Raw genomic sequence first — 26,025 nt, 5'->3', positions numbered from 1 at the left:
CAACGCCTCGCCCTATTCATTGCAGGATCAAAAGGATTCAAGTGGTAGCTATCGTTGTTAGTTCTAAACCTGTTGGCGCCATCGATCATCTGCAACAGGAATGGCAGACCCTTTATCAGCATTCATCGCCCAATCCGTTTTTAAACTGGGATTGGATCTCGAGCTACTTCAGACACGCTAACTGTGGCCAACTGATATTCATCAAAGCCGAGTTGGGTGACGAATTGGTGGGCGCAGGCTTTGTTGTTTTGCAAAAAAAACGGATGACGGTGTCAGCCCATCTCAATCGATATGGATCTGCCGTGCACGATCAGCCCTGGGTTGAATACAATGATTTTTTGCTACACAAAACGCATGCGCAACGAGCACGGGTAGCATTGGTAGAACATTGTATTAATCACTTAAAGTGGGATGAGTTCATTGTTGGCGCTTCCATCAAACAGGCGCTGTCTGTCTACGCGCTGTTTGAACTGCAAAACGAAACGAAATGGTACAGTCATACCTATCAGACCAATCTTGCAAAGTTCAGCGACGGTAATGCCTATCTCTCGTCACTTTCACGAAATACTCGCTATCAAATTAACCGCAGTATCAGGGAGTATGAAAAATACGGTATCCTGAACGTAAGCGTGGCCGCTTCAGCCGATGAGGCTTTACAATGGTTTGAGGAGGCAGCCCCTCACCATATTACCCGGTGGAAAAACACCGATGTGGGTAGCGGCTTTACTAATCCTTTATTTGTAGAGTTTCATCACAATTTGATCCGTGCAGCCTTTGATAAAGGCAGAATTGACATGATCAAAGTGTCTGCGGGCCCAAAAGTCATTTCCTATCTCTACAACTTTAAAGAAGGTAAGAACGTCTATTTCTACCTTTCTGCGAATGTTTACGATGAAGTTCTCGTACATACAAAACCTGGCCTGGTGGGTCATTATCTCACCCAGTGCCACTACATTGCCGCTGGCATAACGTTGTATGATTTTATGGGTGGTGAGTCGCAATACAAACGGTCGTTATCAAACCAAAGCATGCCGTTGATTATCGATAGTTTTAAACGTCGCTCTCTCACGAACCGGGTAGTCAAGCGGCTCAAGGCATTTAAGCAACGTATAAATACCCGTCCGCATGAGATCACATGGCAAGACAAGGAACTTATTGTCACAGGTGGCTCTATCAATAGCGGCAACAGCCCAAAATACAATAAAGCGCTGGCAGTTAAGCTCACTATTTCAGGCAATGGCGACATTACTGAACAACAGAGGCTGTGCTATCAATCCAGCCCGCCGGAGCAGTCTGCCGCCACTAACATTCTGTTTAAATCGGGCCATTTGCAAGGCAATAGCTTATATGTCACAACCGAAACAGAAGTGCTTGAAATAGACATCAATACTATGTGCGTGCGAAACCAGCACACCAACCCGCGCTTTAACGATTTGCATCATGTGTTGCCGTTGGGAGATTCTCTGTACATTGCCAATACGGGCTTAGACTGCGTCGACATTTTAAATACTGCCACAGGCATCATTCGGTCGGAGTCTATTGTGGCGGGCTCTGTCGCCAGAGAAGGCCGCGGTAAAGACTGGCGCGCGCTGAGTTCAACCAAGCCCCACTTAGCACATCCCAACTTTTGCTTTTTAAGGGACAACGAAGTATGGGTAACCCGTTGCGACTTCATGGACGCAGTGTGCATATCGGACCCGTCTAAAAAACTCTTTATCGGTGATGGCTTGGTACACGACGGCGTGGTAACCGATAAATTCATGTACTTTACAACCGTTAATGGCCGTATCAAGGTATTTGATAAAAATACCCTGACGCTCACATCAGAAGTGGATCTGGCGATCATCGCCCCGCAATGGAATGGCTGGTTCAGGGGTATTACCCCCGTTGCATCCGGGCAGGTGTTGGTTGGTATGAGTCAAACCAGGAGCTCAAAACGGCGGAGTCACTCGCCACAACAGTCAATGTTATTACTGGTAGATGTTTTTACCGCGCAAGTAATACAAACCTGGCCGGTGGGCAAATTAGGACTGGATGCGGTATTTAGTGTGTTAGAGGTACCCAAGCGATGATTTCGGCGTTAGTACTGGGCGAAGATACACGCAGCTTCTTAAGTGTTATCCGCTCTTTAGGTGAAATGGGTATCTTCGTGGATGTTGTTTGCTACGATCAAACCTCCCCCGCATTAAAATCTAAATGGATAAACAAGGCATGGTTTTACAACTACCAGGCTTACACCAGTGACCAATGGATTACAGCTGTTGCGGCGCTCATTGAGAAAAACGCTTATTCAATGGTGTTCCCCTGTGATGAACGGGCTATCTATCCGTTGCTTAGCAACCGTGAAAAATTAAATGGATTAACCAAACTCGCGTTGCCAAATAAGTCAGTACGGGATAATTTATTTGATAAACATCTCACCAGGGAAGTGGCTGAATCCTGCGGTGTGAGAGTGGCCAGGGGAGATTTGTTGTCACTGGAGAATACTCAATACGCACTGTTGCGGGACAAATACACCTCTAAATTCGTAATTAAACCCACTGAATCTTTTAGTGAGAACAAGTTATCCAGCCGCAACAAAGTGGCTATCATCAGCAATGAACAAGAATATGTTCATTATCTACAGCACAGTGACATCGTAAACCAACAATTTTTAGTTGAAGAATACTTCAGCGGCACCGGTGAAGGCATTTCGTTGATGGCCTGTAAAGGTCACGTGCAATATTTATTTGCCCATACCAGGGTTAACGAACCTCGCAGCGGTGGCGGAAGCTCCTACCGTAAAGCTATTCCTGTCGATAAGGCCATGGCCGACGCCTGTATTGCCATGTGCGCAGCGACCGATTATGACGGCGTTGGCATGTTTGAATTTAAGCGTAACCGCACAACCGGTGAGTGGATACTGATTGAGGTTAATGCCAGGTTCTGGGGGTCGCTGCCTTTAGCGATTCATGCTGGCATTGATTTTCCGCGCCATTATGCCAACTACTTAATGGGTAACTACGAATTAAAACGCACCCCGGTAACCGATTACAACACTAACGCCTATGCCCGCAGCTTCACCAATGATATCTACGATATCCGCGGTGAAATGCAATATCTATGGTCAACCGTTAATCCCTTTGCTGCGACTCTCAGCGCAGTAAAGAGGTTAGGGTCTCTGGCCCGTGTAGTGAGCAGCGAAAAAATTGACAGCTATGACGCCTCCGACAAACAGCCCTTTGCCGAAGAGTTTCGTCAACTTCTCAATGCCACCGTGATCGATAAATTAGCACGTCAATTCCCCCAAAGACATAGCAATACCAGCATGAATGCCTTGTTAAGAGCACTGTACACATTGGAAGGCCAAGGACGTTTGGTATTTGTCTGTTATGGTAATATTATGCGCAGCCCGCTGGCAGCCGAGTTCAGCGCTATATTCCTGCGCAATACGCAACTACACTTTACCGTTGACTCTTTTGGCTTTCACCAACACGAAGACCGACAGAGCCCGCAAGAATGCATTGCTGCGGCCCGTTTTTTGGGCATTGATCTCACTACGCATCGCTCTAAACGCCTGTTGCAATCCCATTTAACCGACAACGACATCGTGTTTATTTTCGATCAAAAAAACCAACACAATATCGACAAATATTACGATGTTAAGTATGTATTTAACCTGGCCGATTTTGTTCCTGCTGGGTTGGGTCAGTTTAATGAAATTACCGATCCTTATGGCAGCGGTCAGGAAGCCGTAAACCGATGCTATCTGTTAATCATTGAAGCGTTGAAAAATGTTTTTGAACGCTACCTCGTGCTTAAAGCATAACAACAGAGCCAGTGAAAAATGACCACTCAAAAAGCACTATTTCTTGACCGGGACGGCGTAATAAATAAAGAGAAACACTACTGTCATAAGATAGAGGAGTTCGAGTTTTTACCCGGTGTTTTTGATCTTACCAAGGCGTTTCAGGAGCGGCACTACCGCATTGTTGTAATTACTAACCAGGCAGGGATTGGACGAGGTATCTACACCGAAGAGGATTTTCAGCATCTGACAAAGTGGATGATTCAGCAGTTTAGCTTGCGTTCCATCACAATAGATGCGGTATATCATTGCCCTCACCACCCAACACACGGTATCGGCAAATACAAAACAACCTGTCTTTGTCGAAAGCCAGCACCAGGCATGATAAAACAGGCGCAATCGGCGTTTAATATAGACCTTGCACAAAGCGTACTTATTGGTGATAAAGTAAGTGATATTCAAGCTGGTAAAAATGCCGGTATAGGGCATAACTACTTAGTGACAACCGGCCATCAATTAGCAGCAACAGATAAGGAACAAGCAGATAAGGTCTTCTCCGGTTTAATAGAACTAAAAGATTATCTGCTGGAACATACCAATGAGTAATAGCGCACGTCTGTCGGTTGTCGTACACACAGAAGAAGAGTTCGATTGGAATGCAGGTTTCTTTGCGTCTAATAACGGGGTTAACCACGGCGAGGAGCTTATTTACTTCTGCCAGGAGCTTATTGCACTGGGCGCAAAAATTGTTTTTGCCATGGATTACGCCTTTGTAACTTCAGCGCAAGGCCAGGCGGTGATTCACCACTTTAAAACTCACCACGCAAACGACGTTGAGTTTGCCACGCATCTTCACCCCTGGGTGAATCCGCCCTTTGCAGAGCAGGACGAAGTACACGAAAAGGACTCTTATCCGGGCAATTTACCGGCGGCAACTGAGCAGGCAAAGCTGACAATACTTACCGAAACAATCGAAAACCAGGTTGGCTACCGGCCGACGACTTATTTGGCGGGACGCTATGGCGTAGGTGAAAACACCTATCGCATTTTAAAAGAACTTGGTTATACCGTCGATTTAAGCATCACGCCTTTTACCGATTACCGCCATCAACATGGCCCTGACTTTACGTCCTTCAATAATGAGGAAGTCATTACCGACGATATCCGCTGTATTACACACAGCACCGGCTTTGTGAGCTACCTAGCTCCCTTTACCGATTATTTAAATAAAAAGGCTGGCAATCTCGATAGATTAAATAACAACCTGATTGGAAAAATACTCTTAAAGCTCCTTGGTGTGCGCAAAGTGCGACTGTCTGCCGAGGGTTATAACAGCAAGGATATGCTGGCACTAAGTGACTCATTAATCAGGCTCGGCGTGCAACACCTGTTGTTTTCGTTTCATTCGCCCACTGTTAAAATGGGCATTACGCCCTACACGAAAAACATGCATTCACTCAATGCGTTTAAACGTAACACCTCTGAATTTTTAACGTCGGTCAAAGTAAAACACAGTCTAACCGTTAAGGATACTGCAAAATGAGCGCAACAAGTCTGGCTCAAATTGCGGTAATCATACCAACGAGAGACAGAGTCGGCTTACTCAGGCGAGCTATAAGTTCGGTACTTAGCCAAAGTCTATTACCCGTTGAAATTATTATTGTCGATAGCAGCACCAACCAGGAAACACTGGACTGGTATCAATCTTTACCCAAAGAGCAGCCAACCGGAATACATTTCTATGCGATGTCGCATCCCCATGGCAGTTCAGGATATGGGCCAAGTACCACCCGTAATTTCGGTGTAATTAAAGCCAATGCTAACTACGTAGCCTTCCTTGATGACGATGATGAGTGGGTCGACAATCATCATCTGGCAAGGGCTCATTCGCTATTTACCGAAGTACCGGACGCTGAAGTCTATTTATCTCAGCAAGAAGTTATCGAAGGTAATAATGTAGCAAGTCCGCTCCGAGGGCGCGGTATCTGGCTGGAAAACATCGATCTCAAAAGCTTGAACGACGGTATCACGCAAGAAGGTGTTTTTCGTCTGAACTCGATAAAGCTACTCTCACAGGGTAACTTCAGCCATCTTAATTGTACGATAGTCAAAAAGTCACTGTTTACTGCCGTCAACGGGTTTGATGAATCTATCCGGTATGAAGAAGATAAGGACTTTTATTGCCGAATACTCAATAGAACGGACTGGGTTTACATCACGGAACAAGTCTCTTCCAGGCACTATATACCTATCGCCAAATCGGCGTCCACATCGCTGACCGAGAAAGAAAAACTGTTGTTTCAACTGCAAATATGTAATAAAAGTTTAAGTAATGACCTTGCCCCTACAAAACGTTATAAAGTAGAAAAAAGCAACGTACTCAAGAAACTGACTCACGTATTACTCAGCGAAAAGAAGACAGCATTGGCAAGTAGTTTTGCACTCACTGCATTAGCGACCAGGTTTAGCTTTAAGTGGGCGGCCTATGCTTTTTTCTTATGGTTGCGTAGTAAATTTTAATCGCTACTGATAATACAAAGGTTCTTGCTTGAATTTTATTGATAATCTGAAAATCATCGCTTCACAACCAAGCGTTTTAAAGTCCTATAAGCATTTATTGTTGCTTAGTCATATGCGGGCAAACACGAGCTTATTTGGGCATGTTTTAGGCGACCACGAAGCCATAAATGGTTACTATGAGATGCATATCGGCTACTTCTCGTGGAAAAGCCTGGTAAGACAAAAACTGCTTTTTGCGCAACACCACAATATCAAGCCTAAAAGTACTTATTTCTTTGATAAAGTCTTACATTCAGAACATCACGTACGTCCAAGCCTGCTAAACAGACCTGAGCTCACCGTAATCTTTAGTCTAAGACCACCACAAACAACCATTCCAAGCATTGTAAAACTCTATACAAAGGTAGACCCAAACCATGAATTTGCAACCAAGTCAGGGGCAGTGAGCTATTATATAGAGCGCATCAATTACTTGTCAGAATTGTCGAAACAGACTGCCAGCTACATTTACATCGACGCAGACGCTATACGTAAAAATACCACCCGAACTCTGGACTCTTTGACAGATTTGCTGGGTTTAGAAACGGCTTTAGTGCCTGAATTTGCTAAGCAGAAGTTAACGGGTGTTGGCAACAGTGGCGATCATTCTGGTTATCTTGAAACCGGCAAAATAACGAATAAAACGAGTAACTACGATAATGTGCAATTTTCATCAGAAGAACTTACAGAACTCAATAACGCTTACTTACAAGCCAAATCACAAATTATTTCAACGGCATCAGCCAGCATATTATTACAAAGTGATTCTGAGCAATGAACGGCTTTGAATAGCCAAAAGGATCTGGGACGTATCCTGCTAGGTAAACTAAAGAACTATAGAGAAATATACTATGTACACTAATAGAAATATTCTTTTCGCTATAACATGGCCGGAAATTGAAGGTACTATGTTAGACAGAGTTAGATTTTCCTATGACTTAGTTGCGAAAAAACTAGCAAAGGACAACGTAGATTGTTTCATATCGTACTCAGGAGAAACTGTAAAACGGCAAACAACAAAATTCATGAGAAAATTAACTTTACATCTTTTCAGTGATGAGTTTTGCAATTTTGTAATCAATAACAACATTGGAGTTGTTGTTATAATAGATCCTCCGTCAAAATTTTGTAAAAACCAGTTAAAACTCAGAATTAAGGGAGTGAAGTTTGTATGGTATTCCAGGTATGGTTTTCATGAAACATTCCAACCAGTATTCTACAAACAAATGTTAAAGTATATATTTCACCGGTTAACTGTTTGGTCAGAATATTGGGCGATTAGTAAAGATATAGAATATAACTTGCATAGAAGAGAAAAAATACCGGCTTCAAAAATAACCTTAATTCGAAACGGTATAGATTCAGAGATTTTTACGCCGAGTGCCGTCACTAATATACCCGACCATTTCGATGAAGATTCTTTTAAAGTCCTGTACGTCGCACAATTTAGACCTGAAAAACGTCTAGATTTTTTTATTGATATTGCAAGTCTTTTTATTGCTAAGCACCCGACAGCAAAAATTATCTTCATACACCTCGGTAAAGGAGATACATCTACTTTAAAGCAAGAGGTTGAAAAATTAGGGATAGACGACAAAGTTAAATTCGAAGGTGTTTCTAATAATGTCAAGGGATACATGAAATTGGCAGATGTATACTTACATGTATCCTCAAAAGAAGGTATTTGCAATTCAATCTCAGAAGCAATGCTAATGGAGCTTCCAGTGATATGTGCCCGAATTGGAGGTAACATAGAGCAAGTCATTGATGGAAAAACTGGATATCTAGTTGATAAAGATAAAGCATCAGGATTTGTTAACAAACTAGAATTTTACATGAATAAAAAAGATTTGATTAACGAGCATGGTAAGGCTGGAAGGCTGCGTATTAGGAGTGACTTTAGTGTGGAGAACCAGGTTCGAGGTATCTCAGACGCTTTGAAAAAACTGGTAGGATGATGGCTACTAATGCAAGTAAATTTTATTGTAAGGCCAATAAAAATGAGCTATCGCTAGCGTTTGTTTACACTTTTTGTAGCAATTGGAAACAAGGCTTAATAGAGAAATGAATTTATGAGAAAAGTGGTAAAAAAGGCACTAACGAAATATAACAGATCTCGATTTATCCAGGCTGCTAATCAAGTTAGACAGACACCACCAAGCAGTAATAGTGTTATAAGCAGTGATGTTATTATTGTTTCACAAGTCTACCATTCTGCCGTTGATATGGCATTGTTAGCATTGAAATCATTTCTTTCATTCTATGGACCATGTCAGGTTGAGTTGTTGGATGATGGTACTTTGACATCCGCTGATTATTCCGTTTTTGAGCATCACCTTCCAAACGTTAAAATTTCACTGATATCCTCTGTTGACCTACAGGGCTGCCCCTCCGGTGGGACTTGGGAGAGGCTAATGAGAATTTTGCAGCTTTGTAAGAATAATTATGTCATTCAGGTCGATACAGATACACTCACCCTGTCAGAACTTAAAGAAGTAAAGAAATACGTAACGAATAACACAGCATTCACAATAGGTGGGCCCAAATGGCAACAAGCTGTTTCACCAAGTGAAATGGCAGATATTGCTAAAAGTTGGAAAAATACTCATATTCAAGCCCGAGCTGAATCTTTACTTAATGACATAAAGTCAATAGCTTTACAAAAATATCTTAGGGGTTGTTCAGCATTTACAGGCTTCCCTAAAGGAAGTGATTTGGTAAACGAATTGGTAGCATTTTCTCAAGAAATGAAGAGTTTACTTGGTGAAAAATCATGGTATGAATGGGGAACAGAACAATTTTCAAGTAACGTGATGATTTCATTGTGTGACGAATCCGTAGTTTTGCCTTGGCCGGAATATCAAAATTTTGGATTCCCAAAGATTGAGCCAGCTAAAGATTTAAATATGTATATTGAACAATCAGTTCTGATACATTTTATAGGCCCTAATAGATTTGACTATCGTATTTATGAGAGTTTGTCTAAACGATTTTGCCATTATATCGGCGATAACGGAGATTGAGTATAAAAATATAGAGCTTTAATTAAAAACAAACAGGCATCACTGATATACATTAGCGTTACTTAACGGTTGTAATCAACATTTATATAAATGGATGAAATGAATTCAATTAAGATATAAGTGTCAAAACTCGACCTGCCAAAGAAAAAATTAAAACACTGCCGTGATGGTGAATCATATTGCGATTCAATAGCCTCTTTAGAGCGAGTATATCAAGCTATGAAAAACATTGACTTTTTAGGAATTGGCGTCCAAAGGGCGGGAACAACCTGGTTACATAATTGTCTATCCGAACACCCAGAATTATGTTTACCCCAACAAAAAGAGCTCCAATTTTTTAATGCATTCTATAACAAAGGTTATGACTGGTATTTCGATCAGTTTAAGCCTAAGGATTTGGAGTGGAAGTTAGGCGAAATTACTCCTAACTATTTTTATTCAAAAGCAGCGCTAGATCGAATTTCAAAGGATTATCCAAACATAAAAGTTATTCTTATTTTACGAGAGCCCTGTTCCAGAACGTATTCAGCATATGAATTATTTAAAGGTAAAAGATGCGCTGATACGGATTTGGTTTCTGCGTGCCAGCAGTCGGAATTCCTAATAAGAGAAAGCTTGTATTCTGAGATGTACAAATACCTTGTTCAAAAGCTTTCTACCGAAAATATATTGGTAAAGCTCTATGATGATATTGAGCGAACTCCTGATACGTTCATTTCCGATGTTTATAAACATTTAGGGGTTGACAGTAGCTTTAAACCGTCAAGTTTAACAACCAGATACAATAAGGTAATTTATCCAAAACTCCAACAAGCTTTACAAAAAGCGAAATTGAACTTTCTGATCGAAATTGTCAAAGATTCTAGGCTTGGCAATACCATAAGAAAATCCCAGTCTCAACCATCTGAGAGAAATCGTTTCACAAAGAATGAGCTAATGGCTCATTATGGAAAGATATTTAGAGACGATGTCAAAAGCTTAAAAAGCCTTACCGATTTAGATTTCTCAGGTTGGGATTTAGACAGTTGAAAAGATTTATTTTTTATACTTCAAATTTCATCGGTAAGCGAACATAAGCCTAACTCTCTTAACAATAACTGTTATAATATAAACTTTTACTTTTCTGGTAATTGAGTGAAGTTCAGAGACTTTGAAATTACTTTTTTAAATACATCCTTTTTTCTCTCGGTAAAATATCCAATTAACATCGAAATTAGTAATGTTGTGATCATAGCGATGTAGCTATTGAGTTTCATATGAGATAAAAAAATTAAAATTGGATAATGATACAAGTAAATGGAGAAAGAATAAGACGCGAGTAACTTTATTACTCTTTCAAAACGACGTATCCTATACTTATAAAGGTCGCTTATCATGAACAAAGAAATCAATATCATTACGAATACTACAGCTAATATGTAATCCGCTAGAAATCGCTTTCCATAAGATAAAGTTTCATTTGCCAAACTTTCGGAACCAAAGAAATAAATAGAACTGAGCTTGACAATTTGGTCATCAACATTTAATGCTCTTATTAGTAAGTAAATTGACATTATAACTATTAGCAACATAGAGCCGAAGACTGGACGTTGCTGAATCACTGAATGTTTTTCATAGAAATAGCAGCCTAAAATCCAAATTGGCATTAACACTAAAATCTTAAGACCTGCAACAAGACTTACTATTAAAAGCAATAAGTATTTTATCCATTGGACACGGATATAGTAAGCTATACCAAAAATCACATAATAAAAAACTTCATACGACAATGACCAGTAAGGACCGTTTGTTGGTATTCCACCTACACCAATCGATGAGTAATTTAAATAAAATAAACTTTGAATAAAAATAGCTAGCCACTCGAAAGAGTCAACGGAGGAAGCTGTGTAATATGGAGTCCATATAAGATTACCAATGAGTAGCAAAAATATGACTAATATTAACGATGGTATAGACACTGACGTTATTCGAGATATTCGCGCTATCGCATATTTTCTCAGGTCGCTCTCTTTATTCTTTGCCACATATGAAATAACAAAACCAGACAAAATAAAGAAAAAAATCACAGCATCATGACCGAATGATGCTAAAAAACTCCAGTGAGGAATATGTAAAATTTGTTCTGAGTGATGTATTAAAACGAGTATAGCCGCGAAGAAACGCAAAAAATCAAGTAAAAGGGAATGTTCTTTTTTCATAAAGTTTCCAGCGTAAAAAACTGCAATGACAGCCCCCCCCCACAATTCAAACAGCAGTTATTTATAAAAATCCGTTATGCTGCTTTCATTAGTTGTTTCGGTGGTATGCCAACTATAGCCATATTAGGTCGTTCATTGTTGTAAAGCCAGAGCCATTTGATTGCTAAATCCGGTGCTTGCTTAACACTTTCAAACATGTTCAAGTCTAACTGTAAATAATTATTTTTTGATGTTTACAGAGTACTACCAACAAGCAGTTGATTTCTTCAAACCATTTAACCATGAGTGGTGCACTTATTATCTGCATTCGGGAACAATAGGTAGCGTTAATCAATGGCACTCAATATGTATATTTATAAATTAAGTCTGGGTATAAGAAATGTAAGAAATGACTTTTGATACGTTTGCACAGACTAGCTATTAGCAAAAACATTAGTACGTAAATAACTAAACCTATGATACCTACCGATAATAAGACAACAGTAGGGTTAATGTTCAGAAATACGGGCATTAAGGCTTTCAAAGCTGCAAACATGGTGAATGTTGGTATTGATACAACCAACACTATTAACAGAACATTAAGCCATGAAAGATGTATTAACATCCTAGCCAACCACACCATAAATAGGAGCGACAGAAAGGCAACAAATATTCTTGTCTCAACAAAAGTTGTTAAATCAACTGGCTGCAACCACATGACAGCGCTGATAATCGCGAATATTCCAAACAAATCATTAAGGATGCCAATACCAGACTTACCTTTGAAATCATAAAGATTGAATAACAAAGGTTGAGTGATAAAAGGCAGCATTAAAAAACCAAGCATACCGATGAAAGGAGTCACATCAATCCATTTTTCTCCTAGAACAACCAATGTAAAAGGCTCAGACAAAATATAAAGCCCGATAATTGCAGGAAATGCCAGCGAGAAGCTTAAAAACAACATCTGATAAAACTTCATCTCGACTAAACTGTAGTCTCGACTCTGTTTTGATGAAGCGGAGAAGAAAGGCTGCATTGCAGGGGAGATTATGTCGGTTTGCGGCATTATTGCAAACGTTCTTGCAATGTTAAACTTACCTGCCGCAGAAGAACCAAAAAATTGTCCTACAATTAATAAATCCATTTGCGAGCGTGCGTACCCAAGAATATTTCTAAGAAAAAGATGGTTTGAAACCGAGAACATTGCGCGATCTATTTTTAATGAGAATTTGGGTCGGTATTTAGATATGTAATAGCTAAATAACGTACTAAAAGCCGCATTTGTGATCGCACCCAATACTAGCGCCATATAGTTTCTTAGCATAAAAGCGGAAATTACAGTTACTGTAAAACTACCAAATTTAGCGATGACACCGAGCTTCGCAGATTGTTTAAAACTTACGGCCTTCTCAAAGGTTATCATGCCCACATTTTTAAACATTGAAATCAATTCGACTAACGCAAGTAGCCTAATCACGAGCGTGATATCTTGATCCCCCCATAGATTGGCCAAGATCGGAGCGAGTAACAGCAATCCAGCGACAATAATTGAACGGAGTATGATGTTGATAGTCCAGGCTGTGTTGAGATCATTGTCACAAATATCCGGTTTTAGTATCAAATACCTGTAAACACCAATATTCGCCAGAACATTACCCAACCCTATAATCAACATTGCAATAGCAACCAACCCGAAGTCTTCCGGTTCTAACAACCTGACAATGATCAGTGTGCTAATAATGCCCAGGCCCCTAACTACAAACTTGCCTAGCATATTCCACAAGTAGGCGATACCTAAGGCCCGTTTAAAATTAAAATTGTCTGTCACCAGCCCGCCCTTTTGTGTCAATTGGAGTGTTCTTACCAGAGCTCACCCTTTTTATCTTCCCCGGTATCCAGAGCACAACACTAAGACCAACCAACATAATAAAGATCTCATTATATGCAGCACTAAGTGCCGCGCCTGCTGTAGCAAACGCAACAATAGACAGCATCATAAACCGACCTATTTCAGTGCGCCATTTTTCTGCCTGGCTAAGAGTTTTAATCTGATCAAATCTACGAAAGGTAAAAAACAGCAATGCTAAATAGTAACCGAAACCGACGAAGCCTAAATCTCCAAGTACCTGAAAGTAGATACTATGCGCAACATGCACAGTGCTTGGTGCCGGACTCGGTATAAAACTCACCATTTGGAAATTTGACACTAAGCTAGACCAGGTCGGCCCGTATGAAGCGGCATCAAAGCCGCCACCGAAAACAGGGTTTTGGACTGCGAGGATAATTGCTAACTTCCAGGAAATGACACGTCCCATAAACGATCCGTCTTCATTTGCTGATTTAATCGTCTCCATTCTTTCAAACCAGGCGTCGTCAACCACTTGTAAGCCAATTACCACAACAATTAATGTCACGATAGCGATGGGCATTTTTTTATTACTTTTTAAAAAGAAATAACCGGAGAGCACTATTAAACCTAAAAACCCCCCACGGGAGTCAGAGCCCAGGACAAACAGTACATTGAAAAAGATAAGCCCTAATAAGCCAAATTTAAAAAAGGTAAACTGTTTGTATTGAGTAAAAAGATAAAACAGCATTGGTAAACACATAAGCGTCGCTAGAGCCGACAGGTTATTGTCATTGAAAGTAGGGGTAATACTATAAATAGAATGTCCGCCTCCAGACAGTAGAAACTTAACCCCATCCATAGCTGCACGAGCCGAAATAGATAGAGCGCACGCCCACATCAAAGCATCTACATGCACCTTTTCTCGTACAATAAGCACTACAAAAATGAAGAAAATACACGACTTTAATAAGTATTCCCATTCACGCCAAACGTGAGCTTCGTAACCTATATTGAACAAAGTTGAAACAGTTGCATGTAGAAAAAAAACTATCACCAGGAAGACTAAACCTGACCTCTGAAGGCTGGGTTTATTCTTACTAATTAAGTAACTACACATAGTTACAATGGCAAAAAGAAAATTCCATTTAACCGTTGTCGCTAAGCCATATCCCCAAACACTCACAGGCACCAATGAAGACCAAAACCATAACGCCAAGCCAATATAAGGACGCTTAAAACTCGCATAGATAAGGTATGGCAATAATGCCAATAAAATCAAATCACGCATTAGTCTTCATCTTTCATCTTTAGCGCTTTCCATATCAGAAAGGGAACCGCTACAAATACGGCAAGAAAAAACAGGTTATCCAGCATAAATCAAAATCTCTCAAAAAAATGTACGAACGTGTTGTTTTTTTCAGTTATCGTAGCGCTGTCCGCCGCAGCAATAATCCCCTGGATGTGGTTATTGGTTGCTGATGCTGAGGATACCGAACCTCGCGCTGATAGCCCCACCGTATTAAGCAGCCGGTTGTCAGCAAGCGTTGTATTGGCAGCTTTATTTAAATAGACTGCCACATCATTGGGGCAATTTATTATGGTATTGTTGGTTATAACGCCGCTACGGTGTTCTATGTCACATTTATCGTCAGCACAATATTTATTGCCAGTACCTCCCCCGCCTAACGAAAGACCTATTCTTACATCTGAGTATACAGAAGAGCGAAGTTTCCACTCACAGGCGACCAGGTTACTTTCGAACCGGCCATTTTCTCCACCGCCTTTCAAAAACATGCCGTAAGCCGTTTTATTACCCCGTTTCTTTGCAAAATCCGCTACAAAGTTACCCGCCACTAACCAATTGTCACCACCCACTACGTCGAGGGGTGTGACGGGATTTTTCGTATCGCGCATCCATTGATTATAAAATCGGTTGTTAAGAATCTTTACATTATCAGGGAATTCGGAGCGGTCTTCATCTGCAAGCTGCAAACCATTACTTTTGACATGCGCATTGAAATTCTTAAACGTATTGTTCTGAATAGTAATATTGTCTGCATCGCCAACGATGTGAATAGCATGCTCACAATAACTATCAAAATCACATACTCCCTGAAACTCAACCCCTTCGATTACCCAGTTCGCACCTTTCACTATCATTGCTTCCTGAGTAGCACTCTTAAAAACCACATCGCTACCGGCTTGTGCAGTCAGGATATAAGGTCCGCCTGCCCCGCTAATCATCGGGAGGTTTAATGATTGCTCAATGGAGTATTCCCCTGGATGCATAACGATTTTCGTTGGCGACGATACCGTCGACAATACCGAACGTAATGTATCGATACTTTTAACCTCAATAACATTTTCGGGGCTGACTGACGCGTTGACCACAAAACGGCGCAATTCACTGATCCGTGATTCATCAACGAGTACAAATGTTCTATCGGGAATAAGACTGACGGATGTGTCCATTACTTTTAATAACACATTAAACATACCCTGGTTTTTAGGTATATTTATTTCAGTGTACTTTTTGACATTCACTTTAAACGCGTATAATTCAGAGGCGAAAAAATATCCCCCCGCCATTATGCTGGCAACACATATTACCATCGCCACTAGCAGGAGATATCGCCGCTTCATCAGAGATCCTTGAGCAAGCGTAAAGCGGGCAATGTACTGATATCAGGAATATCAGCACTCATACCGGCTTCAATGCGCGTTTCATATACAGTATTGAATTGCTTATATTGCTCCATATCGATGATGTTTTGACCGATAATAGCATTCTCGAAAACCGTTACATCTATAGCCTGGTCAGCGTGTGCAGGTAAGGCTAGGAATTCGTTTGCGCCAGTGCGCTCCAGTATAAAGATATTGTTGTCGAGGCGAATGGTATGCTGGCGCGCGCGCGCCATTGTCTCAAGGCCATAGCCAAATAATTGTCGGTTTACGGTATTAGTACCCTGAAAAACAACCGAATTTGATACGCTTAATTCCCCGCCATTTGGAATGTCTACCGCACGACTATTATTACTGTCAACAGAGCCTATTACAGAATTGGATATAACCGTCTTTTTGGCTCGTGACTTTACTTCATGCCCCTGATCTTTCGCGTTAATGATAGTGCTATGTCGTATTATTAATTCGTCATTGGCCGAATAAATGCCATGAGCCCGCCCTTTCAGTCCAAGGCGCTCCATACGACTGAACTGAACTAAAAGACGTCCTGTATCTTTGCCTGAAAGTACACCTTGTTGGCTATCATGAAAATAGACATTGGACAGAGTTAAATTTTTACCTTGCTGGCGAACACAAGCTCCGTTATTGTCTCTTACAGCTACACCACTGCATTCGATATTTTCAATTGTGACATCGTCACCATTAACCACAAACGTTGCTTTACCGTTGACCACAGCCCCAATGAAATGTGTATTATCGCTGCCACTTATCAACACATTATTGTGGTTTATGTTGATCCCTTCGGAGAAGACCCCCGGCCCGAGGTAGACTTTACTACCCTCTTTTATATTTTTTGCGGCGTCTTCAGCGACGGTAAATACAACACCATCTACCATCCATTCTTTCTCAGCGAGTTCGAACCCGTGACAATCAATTACGGTGGCAAGTGATAATAAAAAGACAAAAATTCTCATATGATTCACTCAGTTTTTGTAACACTAGACGATCTCACGTCGCTATGCCTGCGCAACTACAATTCATAGGCACTATTTACTCTGTCGATGTTCATTAAACCAATCGACAATACAATCGGCATTGTCAGACCAGCTCAAACGCTTATCTTCGATAGTGGCCAGCGCATTATCTTGCAAAGCCTTTCGCAACTGAGCATTTTCGATTAGCGTTTGAATATGCGTAATCATTTGCGTATCGTTGTTTTTTGCAAACAGTAACGCATTATGCTCATGCCTGAGTAATTCTTTAATATTAGGCGTATCGGGGGCGACAATGGCTAACCCTTTAGCAAGGTATTCCAGTAGTTTTAATGGTGAGGCCCAGGGGGTTACCGCAGGCTGTAGCGCGATATCAATTTGATCCAGCCAATAGGGCATATCTTCTCTTGAGACCAGGCCCGTCGTGGTAAATGCCTCAGCAAATCCGAGAGATTCAGCCTGCGCGACAAGCTCACCTATCACCGGCCCATCACCCACTACCAGAAAATGAATGTGCCGATTATTCATTGCCGCGAGTTTATTCATAACCTGATCGAGTTGATGCCACTCACGACAAAACCCAACAAAGCCCACCACAATTTTACCGGCAAATTGCGCCGCCCGGTTGTGCTGCTCCTGCGCAGAAAAAACCGCTCTGTCTACGCCGTTGGGGATTACTTTTATTTTGTCATCCGAAACGCCAGCAGCACGAATATAATCAGCCAGTACGTTAGTCACCGGCAATACCCGGTCTGCATTGCGCCAGGCATAGTACTCAGACCATTTCGCTAACCGCGCTAGCGTGATACCGCCATATTGCTTTCGCTCATCATACAATGGCGAATTTACCTCCAGCTGCAGCGGCAATTTACACAGCTTTTTTGCCCAAATACCAGCAGGTAAAAACAAGTTGTAACGCTCGTAAATCACATCGGGGCGATGCTGCCTGATCGCTTTGAGTAACTTGAAAAAAACCAGAAAGGAATAGGAAAACTCTAATAACTCAGAGATAAAACGTGGCATTTTCGATCGTATCGCGGCAACCCAGCCGCCATCGCTACCAAAGTCAGCCCCTTCGGCCACGTTAGGCGCTACCATGATGATTTCGTGCCCTTTGGCGCGCAACTGCGACACTATGGCATCGATATGCACATACTGACCGTCTTTGGAGGCAACGCGATGATGGTAGAGTATCTTCATTGTTTTCGTTCATCTCTGTGACTGGCATCTACAATTTCGCTAAAGATCTTATGCATACCGGTACAGGTATCCCGCCAGCTGAACTGCTCGGCGTACTGTCTTACCGCTTTTCTGTCGATGTGTGACGATAATAGGTGCCTGATGCCCCGGGCAATATCATCAACGGTTCGTTCCACCAGTACCCCTTGAGAGGCCGGTTGAACCACTTCGGGTGTACCCCATACTTTGGTGGCCACTACCGGGGTGCCTGATGCCATGGACTCTAACAGCACATTGGCCCAGCCTTCTCGACTGGAGGCCAGCACCAAGGCATCGGCGGCCATCATCCACTGATTCAGCGTTTTTTGATCGACAGCCCCAATAAAAGTTACCCGCTCCTCTACCTGACAAGATTTAGCCAGCGACTGCAGTTTTTGCCAATCAGGACCATCACCGGCAACAACCAAATGCACATCCGGTAGCTGTTTCAGCGCTTCAATGATCAGGTAATGGCCCTTGCGTTCAATCAGCCAGCCAACCGATAATATCAGCTGCCCATTGATTTGGTGAGCCTGCTTCTGCTTTAGTTGTTGCGTATCGTCGGCACATTCAAACAATGTCAGGTCGACACCGTTTCTCAGAACCGTAATACGCTCGTCGGCTACCCCTAATGACAACATTTCGTCTTTTAGCGCAGCGCATACTGTCATCATGTGGGCGGCCTTTGCAAAAACCGGCTTTAGCATTTCCCGGGCTTTAGGATACTGCGGAACAAGATTGATATCGGTCCCGCGGGCGGTGCAGGTAAAAGGAATATTGAACTCTTCTGCGACCTGACATATTGCCACTCCATCGGGATAAAAGTAATGCCCATCAATAACATCAACGCTTTGATTTTTAATTAACTTACGTAAAGTTCGCTTGATCGCCCATTGCATGGTTTCAGGGGTTAAATACATACCAATTTTAGGGACTACCAGATAACGCGGATGAAACACGGTAATACCATCAATAACTTCACATTCAGGTACACCTGCATATTTGGCGTATTCACCAAACATTTTATGCTTAAAGGGAAACCAGGGAATTGGCGCAATCACAACCGCCTTTACCCCGGGGTAAGAAGCCAGGTAGTGTTTCAGGCGGGTTTTCACAAAAATGCCGTGCTTGGGATCGTTGCTATTAGGGAACAGCGACGATATCGTCACCATGTTGATGGTCTTAGTTTGCAACGAATAACTCCGCATTTAACTTAACCAGTTTGCTGGCACCGACCAAATCATCCGGCGTACCAATATCAAAAAATAAGCCTGTTACACAATAAGCATAAGCCTGTGCGTCTTTGGCCGACAGCACGTTATGCTCGAAGCTAAATTTAACAGGCTGTTGTTCAATAAGCGGCAGGTGTTTGCTCAGGTAATAGATCCCGGCATTGATGTAGCCGGCCCCGGACTGGCCTTTTTCATGAAAGCCAACCAGTTTTTCTTGCTGGATATCTGCAGCCCCAAAACGAGATAAGTCGTCGACCTCTGTGCACACCATCCCCAGACTGGCATTTTTTTTGTGGCAAAATGCCACAAAATCTTTAATGCTAACCTGCATAAACGAGTCGGCATTAAACACTAATGCATATTGTGATTGCACTTGTTGCATGGCGTGTTTGATAGCGCCACCGGTACCTAAAGGTTCGGTTTCATACGAGAAAGCACAGTCCAGATGTGGATAGCAAGCACTTACTTCCTGCCTGACCATCTCAGCGTGATGAGATAGCGCAAAAACAAAACGGGTCACGCCTTGCTGCGTTAAATCGTCAAGAATGTAATGCAAAAAAGGCTTACCGTTTACCTCTGCAAGGCATTTAGGGTATTTATCACCGGTCACTGAGTGCAACCGTGTTCCCAGCCCACCCGCTAACAGAATTGCTTCCACGTAAATATCCTCTACCTGGGTTTATAGCCTGGGAACATCTGCTCTTCGACAATGCCGCACAAGATATGGCCAAACGAAATGTGGGTTTCCTGAATATACGGCGTGCAGTCTGAGGGGGCATTCAAAGTAATGTCGCACAGGGTCGGCAGCTTGCCGCCGGTGCCACAAAAAGCAATGGTATGTATGCCCATGTCTTTGGCTTGTTCCACCGCCTTAATAATATTTGCAGAGTTGCCCGATGTGCTAATGCCTACAAAAACATCACCTTTCACCCCATTGGCCTGAACCTGCCTTGAAAATAATTTTTCAAAACCATAATCGTTGCCAATCGCCGTCAGCATGGATGTATCTGTTGTCAATGCCATTGATGGCAATCCGGGCCGATCATAATTAAACCGGCTGACGAACTCCGCGGCTAAATGCTGCGAATCGGCGGCACTGCCGCCATTGCCGGCAAACATCACCTTGTTGCCATTCTGCAGAGCTTTTACACATAACGCGGCAGCATCGGCAAGCCTTTGCAGTAAGGCCTCGTCTGCAAGCATTTTTTGCTTGGTTTCAATCGTTTTATGCATATGCTCGCGAATGTAATTTAAACTGTCCACGCGGTAACTCCGGAATTAGTAAATTGAAATGAATGTACCTGACCATCAGTTTGTTTAAGTGCTTTGATCAACGGCCGCTTATTAATAGGATCGACAAAAATCATCATAAAGCCGCCGCCTCCGGCGCCCGACAGTTTTAATGACTTCGCACCATTATCTATTGCCAATTGAGCAACTTCTTCAATGTACGTATTGCTGATCGAGGCAGACGTCGACTTTTTAGCTTGCCACGACGACTTTAATACATTCGACATGCCTTCGATATCATTGCGCAACAAACACTCTTTCATATCAAAGGCACTTTGTTTTACCTGATGTAAGGCATTCAGAGACTGCTCCATACTGGTAGTGCTCGACGACGCTTTGATTTGGTCATCGATAATCTTGCCGGAGTCCCTGGAGACGCCAGTAAAGTACAAGACCATCTGACTCTCAAGCTCGTTCTGTATATCGCTGCGTATCCGTAGCGGGTTCACCAGCACTCGATCCTGGTGAAATTCCATAAAGTTAAAGCCACCAAAGGTGGCAGCATACTGATCCTGCTTTCCCCCCGAGAGTAAGCAGTCTTTGCGTTCTATTTCATAGGCCAGATGCGCTAAATCGTATTCGCCAAGAGGAAGCTTTAATAACTCTCTGTATGCCGACAAAATAGCTACCACCATGGTTGATGACGAGCCTAGCCCGCTTCCCGGCGGGGCATCAGAATAGGTAATCACATCGAGCGCGAGGGGTTCACCGTTGTTGTACTCCTTCACCACACGGTTATAGATTGCCTTATGCAGTACGAGCGAGCCCTCAACCGGCAGTTCAGCGCTGGCTTCGGCGGTAAACGTTTGTTCAATATCCTGGGCATTAAAGTGTACTTTGCCATCGTCGCGGGTCTGAATGGTTGCGAAGGCAAACATGTCCAGTGTCACGTTAAGAATATAGCCGCCGTACTTATCACTGTAGGGCGAAACATCCGTTCCGCCGCCAGCCAGACCAATACGAAGTGGCGCTTTAGCTCTAACTATCATAGGGCGCATCCTGTTCTAATAGACTATCGAGTAAAGATAAGGCACCGTCCCATCCATACCGGGCTGCTATCCACTCTCTGTTTATCTGGCCAATGTCGGCGAGTTTCGCCCTATCGTCAAGCAATGAAATGAGCAACGCTGCTTGTTGTTGAGGGTTGTCTTCAACCAGTGGCTGTTGTGCGTCGGGTAATTCAATCCCTTCCTGTCCCATCGAAGTCATTACCACCGGCTTTGCCATGGACATGGCTTCAAGCACTTTATTTTGCACGCCACGGGCTATGCGTAAAGGCGCAACGCACAACTTAGACTTATGCACATAAGGACGTACGTCAACAACACGGCCAGTCACCACCACACCGTCCTGGTCAGCAAGACTCTGCACTTTTTCTGTGGGTTTGCCACCCACAATATAAAAGTACAAGTCAGGAAACCGCTGCCTGACCGCCGGCCAAACTTCGCTTACAAACCACACCACAGCATCTTCATTAGCCCAGTAATCCATCGCGCCGGTAAAACAAATCAGCTCGTGCCCATCATCAGGTTTATCGGTAAAATCGAACTGTGCCTGAGGGTCAAAATATTCAGTATCCACGCCGTTGCCAAGGGTAACAATTTTGTTGGCAAAACTGGCCGGGCTTAAAGACTTAAATAAATCACGTTCTTCGTCGGTGATCAGCGTTACTGCGTCAAAGTCACGCAGGATTTGTTGTTCATATTGTTTTACCAACCGATGCTCACGGGCATATACCCAGGCTGAGTAGAACGGCTTTTTAGCGGCATACTGTTGCCACTTATCGGAGTCCACGTCAGCCATATCGACAATGCGTTTTTTATCGCGGTGCTTAGCCCCTTCAATAAACTGCGCGGTACCGGCAGAGTACGCAATCAAATGCTTGATTCCGCGGCGCTCGGTGACATCATCAACCCATTGCTGCATCGCGGCGCTATTGTAATGATAGGTAGAAACGGGTTTATTGGCGAACAGAGACATCACACCTGAGCGTAAATTCGACTTAGCCGTAATATCAACGGTAAAAAGTTCATCACACATCTGCTCAACCGTGGGTATGTATTGCTTATCGTGCTCGTCATCAATAAAACAGCCAATGACCAACCGGTACCGTTTCGCTAAGTATTTAACTAAATTATAGGTGGTTATTTTATCGCCTTTGTTCGGCGGAAAAGGGATCCGGTGACACAAAAACAGCACGGTTTCCATTAGTGTTGTTCCTCACTTTCATTTTGCAAAAACAGGCCTAGCATCAATAGCGTCCATAACGCAGCAGAATGGTCGAATTTGCCCGACACGTGCTGATGCATTTTTTTATTCAGTTCTGCAGGGTTAAAAATCCCGCTATCTTGTATTGCTTTACTTTGCAGTACAGCAAACATCCGGTCTTTCAACGGCCCTCGCAACCAATCCGCGAGCGGTACACTAAAGCCCATTTTGTCGCGGTATAAATTATCGTGCGGCACGTAGGGTTCAAGCGCCTTTTTGAGCAGGCACTTTGTTTCACCCTTGCTGATGTTTTCAGACGACGGAACTAAGAAGGCCCATTCCACCAACCGATGGTCCATAAAAGGTGAGCGTACTTCAAGACCATTGGCCATACTGGAGCGATCGACTTTGGTATTGGCATCACCCACTAACCAGGTTTTGTAGTCGAGATATTGAATAAGTTTTAGCGGATCGCTAAAACGTTTATCTTTCAGGTAACGCTGATACACCGCATTCGCACTATACCCTTTGAGTTTGCTTTTGAATGAGGTGGAATATAATGCGTCCCGTTCATCACTGCGCAACTTACTCATGCTGTTCATAAACGCTTCTGAAGTATTCATCGCCAGCGACTGAAAGGTTGTTTTGGCGCGTAAAAATTGGGGCGCCCAATCCAATTTTGGATACAGACGTCCGAGTGGTTTAAACAGCAACTTACGGAATAATGCCGGCACTTTATTACGCACTTTTTCTTCAGCCAAATGCAGCTTGTAACGCCGGTAACCGGCAAACAGCTCATCACCGCCATCACCCGACAACGCCACCGTGACATGCTTGCGCGCCATTTCACACACTTTATAGGTTGGCAGTGCCGAAGAATCGGCATAAGGCTCGTCATAGATCTGCACGAGTTTATCGATTAACGCAAAATCTGTATGGTCGACCATTTCAACGCTGTGCTGGGTTGCGTATTTATCGGCCACTTTTTGCGCAAAGTCCGTTTCGTCAAAATCCTGCACATCGAAGCCTATTGCACAGGTAGTGACCGGCTTGTCCTGATTAGCCAGCGCCATAAACGCAACCACTGCGCTCGAATCCACGCCGCCGGATAAAAACGCGCCTAACGGCACATCAGCTTCCAGGCGTACTTCCACGGCTTCTTTGAAATGTTTAATTAGATCAGCTTGCCAATCGGTTGAGGATGCGGCAGTTCTATCCCACGGCAGATCCCAGTACTGCTGGGGTTCGAGAGCACTCTGCGGGCCATTAACATCCAACAATAAATAATGGCCAGCCTCTAGTTTAAACGTTTGTGCGTAAATTGATTTGGGATCGGGGACGTATCCAAACGCCAGATACTCTTCGATAGCACTGGTGTTGAGTTCGCGACAAAACAAAGGATGGGCTTTCAGCCCTTTCAACTCGGAGCTAAAACCAATGGTACCCTCGGTAAAATGGCTGTAATAAAGGGGTTTTACCCCTAAGCGATCCCGGGCAACAAATAACTGCTGACGGTTTTCGTCCCAGAGGATAAACGCAAACATTCCCCGCAAGCGTGCAAGGCAGTCTACCCCCCACTCCTCCCAGGCATGAACAATCGTTTCTGTGTCGCTATGGGTTGAAAATACATGTCCCTGTTGTACCAGTTCGGCGGCAATTTCTTTGTGATTAAAAATCTCACCGTTAAACACCACTACCACTGAGTCGTCTTCGTTAAAAATGGGCTGATGCCCACCTTCTAAATCGATAATAGAGAGTCGACGATGGCCAAGTGCGACGTGGCGGTTGTGATAATACCCCTCGCTATCGGGCCCTCTGTGGGCCTGTGCGCGGTTGATACTTTTCAGCTTATCCAGCCCGGTAACAGGAAGCTCGGTTCGGCTGAACAAGCCGCTTATTCCACACATGTTTACCACTCTCCCCTGTAAAGCCTGATGTAGGCCTCTACCATCGACTTCTCACTGTATTGGGCAACGATAGTGTCTCTTGCTTTGTCGCCTAATGCTGAAACCTGACTGCGATGGCTGAACAGGTCAACCATAATATCAGCCAGTTGTTGCGTGTTGCCGCTGTCGTACAATCTGCCACATTGTGCGTTAACCACTTCGGGGATGCCACCAACACGGGTCACCACGGGAGGAACACCGCATGACATGGATTCAAGCAGGGTCATGGGTATCCCTTCAGCCAATGAACTCATTACAAATATGTCCATGCCGTCATACTCCGCTTTTATATCAAGCTTCGGCCCCGCTAACACTACTTTTTCAGCTAATTGTAAGTCGTCGATTAACTGCGCCAGCGATTCCAGGCATTCTCCGCCGCCTACAATTTTAAGTACGCAGCCCTCGGCAAACTCCGGCGAACGCTGTGTAGCGGCATAAAACGCGTTAATAAGTAAGGCCTGATTTTTAATCTGCGCTAAACGACCAACATGGCCAAAGACAAATGTGTTGCGGTGCCGGGGGGTCGACAAGGGAGAAAAATGCGCTGTATCAATACCGTTAACAATGAGTCTTAACTTGCTGCTGGCAATATGCACATCATCGCGCAACCATGAATGTAAGTCTTCAGATACCGCGACTATTCGATGAATAAACTTCGCCAGCACTTTTCTCATCAACCGGTACTTAGTGTTAGTTCCATCCGGGTCAACGATATCGCGCCCATGTTCTGCATGTATTCTGAGTTTAACGCCAGCGAACCAGGCAACGCCTTGCAGCTCTATTGTGGCCAGGTTATAGCTGTGCACGCAATCGGGTTTAAAGCGTTTTATTTCATTGTAAAAGCGTTTAAAAATTCGCCAGTCATTGCCATCACGCTTATTTAAAGAAATGACCTCAATATGGTGCTGTAGCAACGCAGCAAACTCAGCGGAGTGGCCTGTGAGAGTGATAATTCTGTGCTCAAACTCCGTTGCAGGCATGGTATTAACGCAATTTAATAAAACGCGTTCCAAACCACCAATATCAAGCCTGTGCACCACATGTATAATACGCTTCACG

The 26,025-nt window shown here is 43.2% G+C and carries 22 protein-coding genes; 9 read left to right on the top strand and 13 right to left on the bottom strand.

Annotated features, from left to right (window positions below):
* Nucleotides 1-41 precede the first annotated feature (41 nt).
* The 9 genes from OIK42_RS06160 (at nt 42) to OIK42_RS06120 (ending at nt 10,398) form a co-directional block, all read left to right on the top strand.
* Nucleotides 42-2,072 carry a GNAT family N-acetyltransferase gene (locus OIK42_RS06160; RefSeq protein ID WP_273639116.1) on the top strand — a complete coding sequence of 677 codons (2,031 nt, stop codon included), beginning with the start codon at nt 42-44 and terminating at the stop codon, nt 2,070-2,072.
* Nucleotides 2,069-3,808, top strand: coding sequence for an arsenate reductase/protein-tyrosine-phosphatase family protein (locus OIK42_RS06155; protein ID WP_273639114.1), 1,740 nt, complete (start codon nt 2,069-2,071; stop codon nt 3,806-3,808). The genes OIK42_RS06160 and OIK42_RS06155 overlap by 4 nt, the downstream gene beginning before the upstream one ends.
* An 18-nt stretch (nt 3,809-3,826) precedes the next feature.
* Complete coding sequence (gene gmhB, locus OIK42_RS06150) at nt 3,827-4,393, top strand: D-glycero-beta-D-manno-heptose 1,7-bisphosphate 7-phosphatase (protein ID WP_273639113.1); 567 nt, start codon at nt 3,827-3,829, stop codon at nt 4,391-4,393.
* The gene (locus tag OIK42_RS06145) at nt 4,386-5,330 is read left to right on the top strand and encodes a polysaccharide deacetylase family protein (RefSeq protein ID WP_273639111.1); all 945 of its coding nucleotides are present in this window, start codon (nt 4,386-4,388) and stop codon (nt 5,328-5,330) included. The genes gmhB and OIK42_RS06145 overlap by 8 nt, the downstream gene beginning before the upstream one ends.
* Nucleotides 5,327-6,307 (top strand): glycosyltransferase family 2 protein, encoded by a 981-nt coding sequence (locus OIK42_RS06140; protein ID WP_273639109.1) that lies wholly within the window; start codon nt 5,327-5,329, stop codon nt 6,305-6,307. The genes OIK42_RS06145 and OIK42_RS06140 overlap by 4 nt, the downstream gene beginning before the upstream one ends.
* Nucleotides 6,308-6,335: 28 nt before the next feature.
* Nucleotides 6,336-7,124: a hypothetical protein gene (locus OIK42_RS06135; protein ID WP_273639107.1), complete on the top strand. Its 789-nt coding sequence runs from the start codon at nt 6,336-6,338 to the stop codon at nt 7,122-7,124.
* A 130-nt stretch (nt 7,125-7,254) separates the two neighbouring features.
* On the top strand, nt 7,255-8,304 hold the full coding sequence (locus tag OIK42_RS06130; RefSeq protein ID WP_273639105.1) for a glycosyltransferase family 4 protein: 1,050 nt from the start codon (nt 7,255-7,257) through the stop codon (nt 8,302-8,304).
* A gap of 114 nt (nt 8,305-8,418) precedes the next feature.
* The gene (locus OIK42_RS06125; protein ID WP_273639103.1) at nt 8,419-9,369 is read left to right on the top strand and encodes a hypothetical protein; all 951 of its coding nucleotides are present in this window, start codon (nt 8,419-8,421) and stop codon (nt 9,367-9,369) included.
* Between the two features lie 120 nt (nt 9,370-9,489).
* Nucleotides 9,490-10,398 carry a sulfotransferase family protein gene (locus OIK42_RS06120; protein ID WP_273639101.1) on the top strand — a complete coding sequence of 303 codons (909 nt, stop codon included), beginning with the start codon at nt 9,490-9,492 and terminating at the stop codon, nt 10,396-10,398.
* Nucleotides 10,399-10,484: 86 nt separating this feature from the next.
* On the opposite strand, the gene OIK42_RS06115 is transcribed toward OIK42_RS06120, so the two are convergent.
* The 13 genes from OIK42_RS06115 to OIK42_RS06055 all read right to left on the bottom strand — a co-directional run bounded on the left by OIK42_RS06115 (nt 10,485) and on the right by OIK42_RS06055 (nt 26,024).
* Nucleotides 10,485-11,567, bottom strand: coding sequence for an acyltransferase family protein (locus tag OIK42_RS06115; protein ID WP_273639099.1), 1,083 nt, complete (start codon nt 11,565-11,567; stop codon nt 10,485-10,487).
* Nucleotides 11,568-11,907: 340 nt separating this feature from the next.
* Nucleotides 11,908-13,377: an oligosaccharide flippase family protein gene (locus OIK42_RS06110; RefSeq protein WP_273639097.1), complete on the bottom strand. Its 1,470-nt coding sequence runs from the start codon at nt 13,375-13,377 to the stop codon at nt 11,908-11,910.
* Complete coding sequence (locus OIK42_RS06105) at nt 13,361-14,686, bottom strand: putative O-glycosylation ligase, exosortase A system-associated (protein ID WP_273639095.1); 1,326 nt, start codon at nt 14,684-14,686, stop codon at nt 13,361-13,363. Before OIK42_RS06105 ends, OIK42_RS06110 begins: the two co-directional genes overlap by 17 nt.
* Before the next feature lie 89 nt (nt 14,687-14,775).
* Entirely contained in the window at nt 14,776-16,041 is a 1,266-nt protein-coding gene (locus OIK42_RS06100) for a hypothetical protein (protein WP_273639093.1), read from the bottom strand.
* The gene (locus OIK42_RS06095; protein WP_273639092.1) at nt 16,041-17,054 is read right to left on the bottom strand and encodes a right-handed parallel beta-helix repeat-containing protein; all 1,014 of its coding nucleotides are present in this window, start codon (nt 17,052-17,054) and stop codon (nt 16,041-16,043) included. The genes OIK42_RS06100 and OIK42_RS06095 overlap by 1 nt, the downstream gene beginning before the upstream one ends.
* A 72-nt stretch (nt 17,055-17,126) precedes the next feature.
* A complete protein-coding gene (locus OIK42_RS06090) occupies nt 17,127-18,272 on the bottom strand; it encodes a glycosyltransferase family 4 protein (protein WP_273639090.1) in 1,146 nt (381 codons plus the stop codon).
* Nucleotides 18,269-19,483 carry a glycosyltransferase family 4 protein gene (locus OIK42_RS06085; RefSeq protein ID WP_273639088.1) on the bottom strand — a complete coding sequence of 405 codons (1,215 nt, stop codon included), beginning with the start codon at nt 19,481-19,483 and terminating at the stop codon, nt 18,269-18,271. Before OIK42_RS06085 ends, OIK42_RS06090 begins: the two co-directional genes overlap by 4 nt.
* The gene (locus tag OIK42_RS06080; RefSeq protein WP_273639086.1) at nt 19,473-20,180 is read right to left on the bottom strand and encodes a sugar phosphate nucleotidyltransferase; all 708 of its coding nucleotides are present in this window, start codon (nt 20,178-20,180) and stop codon (nt 19,473-19,475) included. Before OIK42_RS06080 ends, OIK42_RS06085 begins: the two co-directional genes overlap by 11 nt.
* An 11-nt stretch (nt 20,181-20,191) precedes the next feature.
* Complete coding sequence (locus OIK42_RS06075; protein ID WP_273639084.1) at nt 20,192-20,785, bottom strand: D-sedoheptulose-7-phosphate isomerase; 594 nt, start codon at nt 20,783-20,785, stop codon at nt 20,192-20,194.
* Nucleotides 20,773-21,801 (bottom strand): GHMP family kinase ATP-binding protein, encoded by a 1,029-nt coding sequence (locus OIK42_RS06070; protein ID WP_273639083.1) that lies wholly within the window; start codon nt 21,799-21,801, stop codon nt 20,773-20,775. Before OIK42_RS06070 ends, OIK42_RS06075 begins: the two co-directional genes overlap by 13 nt.
* Nucleotides 21,791-23,020, bottom strand: coding sequence for a TIGR03087 family PEP-CTERM/XrtA system glycosyltransferase (locus OIK42_RS06065; RefSeq protein WP_273639081.1), 1,230 nt, complete (start codon nt 23,018-23,020; stop codon nt 21,791-21,793). The genes OIK42_RS06070 and OIK42_RS06065 overlap by 11 nt, the downstream gene beginning before the upstream one ends.
* Nucleotides 23,020-24,927, bottom strand: a complete 1,908-nt coding sequence (locus tag OIK42_RS06060; protein WP_273639080.1) for an XrtA/PEP-CTERM system amidotransferase — start codon at nt 24,925-24,927, stop codon at nt 23,020-23,022. Before OIK42_RS06060 ends, OIK42_RS06065 begins: the two co-directional genes overlap by 1 nt.
* Nucleotides 24,928-24,929: 2 nt before the next feature.
* Nucleotides 24,930-26,024: a glycosyltransferase gene (locus OIK42_RS06055; protein WP_273639079.1), complete on the bottom strand. Its 1,095-nt coding sequence runs from the start codon at nt 26,022-26,024 to the stop codon at nt 24,930-24,932.
* Between the last annotated feature and the right edge of the window lies 1 nt (nt 26,025).

The sequence above is a fragment of the Alteromonas gilva genome (assembly GCF_028595265.1).
Lineage (GTDB): Bacteria > Pseudomonadota > Gammaproteobacteria > Enterobacterales > Alteromonadaceae > Alteromonas > Alteromonas gilva.
Note: the sequence above shows the minus strand (reverse complement) of the source record. Positions and strands in the feature narration are given on the sequence as shown.

Bases quoted from the DNA above. Each gene is read 5' to 3' on its own strand.
- OIK42_RS06115 (WP_273639099.1), bottom strand. From the start codon at position 11,567: ATGAAAAAAGAACATTCCCTTTTACTTGATTTTTTGCGTTTCTTCGCG.
- OIK42_RS06105 (WP_273639095.1), bottom strand. From the start codon at position 14,686: ATGCGTGATTTGATTTTATTGGCATTATTGCCATACCTTATCTATGCG.
- OIK42_RS06140 (WP_273639109.1), top strand. From the start codon at position 5,327: ATGAGCGCAACAAGTCTGGCTCAAATTGCGGTAATCATACCAACGAGA.
- OIK42_RS06145 (WP_273639111.1), top strand. From the start codon at position 4,386: ATGAGTAATAGCGCACGTCTGTCGGTTGTCGTACACACAGAAGAAGAG.
- OIK42_RS06095 (WP_273639092.1), bottom strand. From the start codon at position 17,054: ATGAGAATTTTTGTCTTTTTATTATCACTTGCCACCGTAATTGATTGT.
- OIK42_RS06090 (WP_273639090.1), bottom strand. From the start codon at position 18,272: ATGAAGATACTCTACCATCATCGCGTTGCCTCCAAAGACGGTCAGTAT.
- gmhB (WP_273639113.1), top strand. From the start codon at position 3,827: ATGACCACTCAAAAAGCACTATTTCTTGACCGGGACGGCGTAATAAAT.
- OIK42_RS06060 (WP_273639080.1), bottom strand. From the start codon at position 24,927: ATGTGTGGAATAAGCGGCTTGTTCAGCCGAACCGAGCTTCCTGTTACC.
- OIK42_RS06155 (WP_273639114.1), top strand. From the start codon at position 2,069: ATGATTTCGGCGTTAGTACTGGGCGAAGATACACGCAGCTTCTTAAGT.
- OIK42_RS06070 (WP_273639083.1), bottom strand. From the start codon at position 21,801: ATGATAGTTAGAGCTAAAGCGCCACTTCGTATTGGTCTGGCTGGCGGC.
- OIK42_RS06100 (WP_273639093.1), bottom strand. From the start codon at position 16,041: ATGAAGCGGCGATATCTCCTGCTAGTGGCGATGGTAATATGTGTTGCC.
- OIK42_RS06065 (WP_273639081.1), bottom strand. From the start codon at position 23,020: ATGGAAACCGTGCTGTTTTTGTGTCACCGGATCCCTTTTCCGCCGAAC.
- OIK42_RS06125 (WP_273639103.1), top strand. From the start codon at position 8,419: ATGAGAAAAGTGGTAAAAAAGGCACTAACGAAATATAACAGATCTCGA.
- OIK42_RS06130 (WP_273639105.1), top strand. From the start codon at position 7,255: ATGTTAGACAGAGTTAGATTTTCCTATGACTTAGTTGCGAAAAAACTA.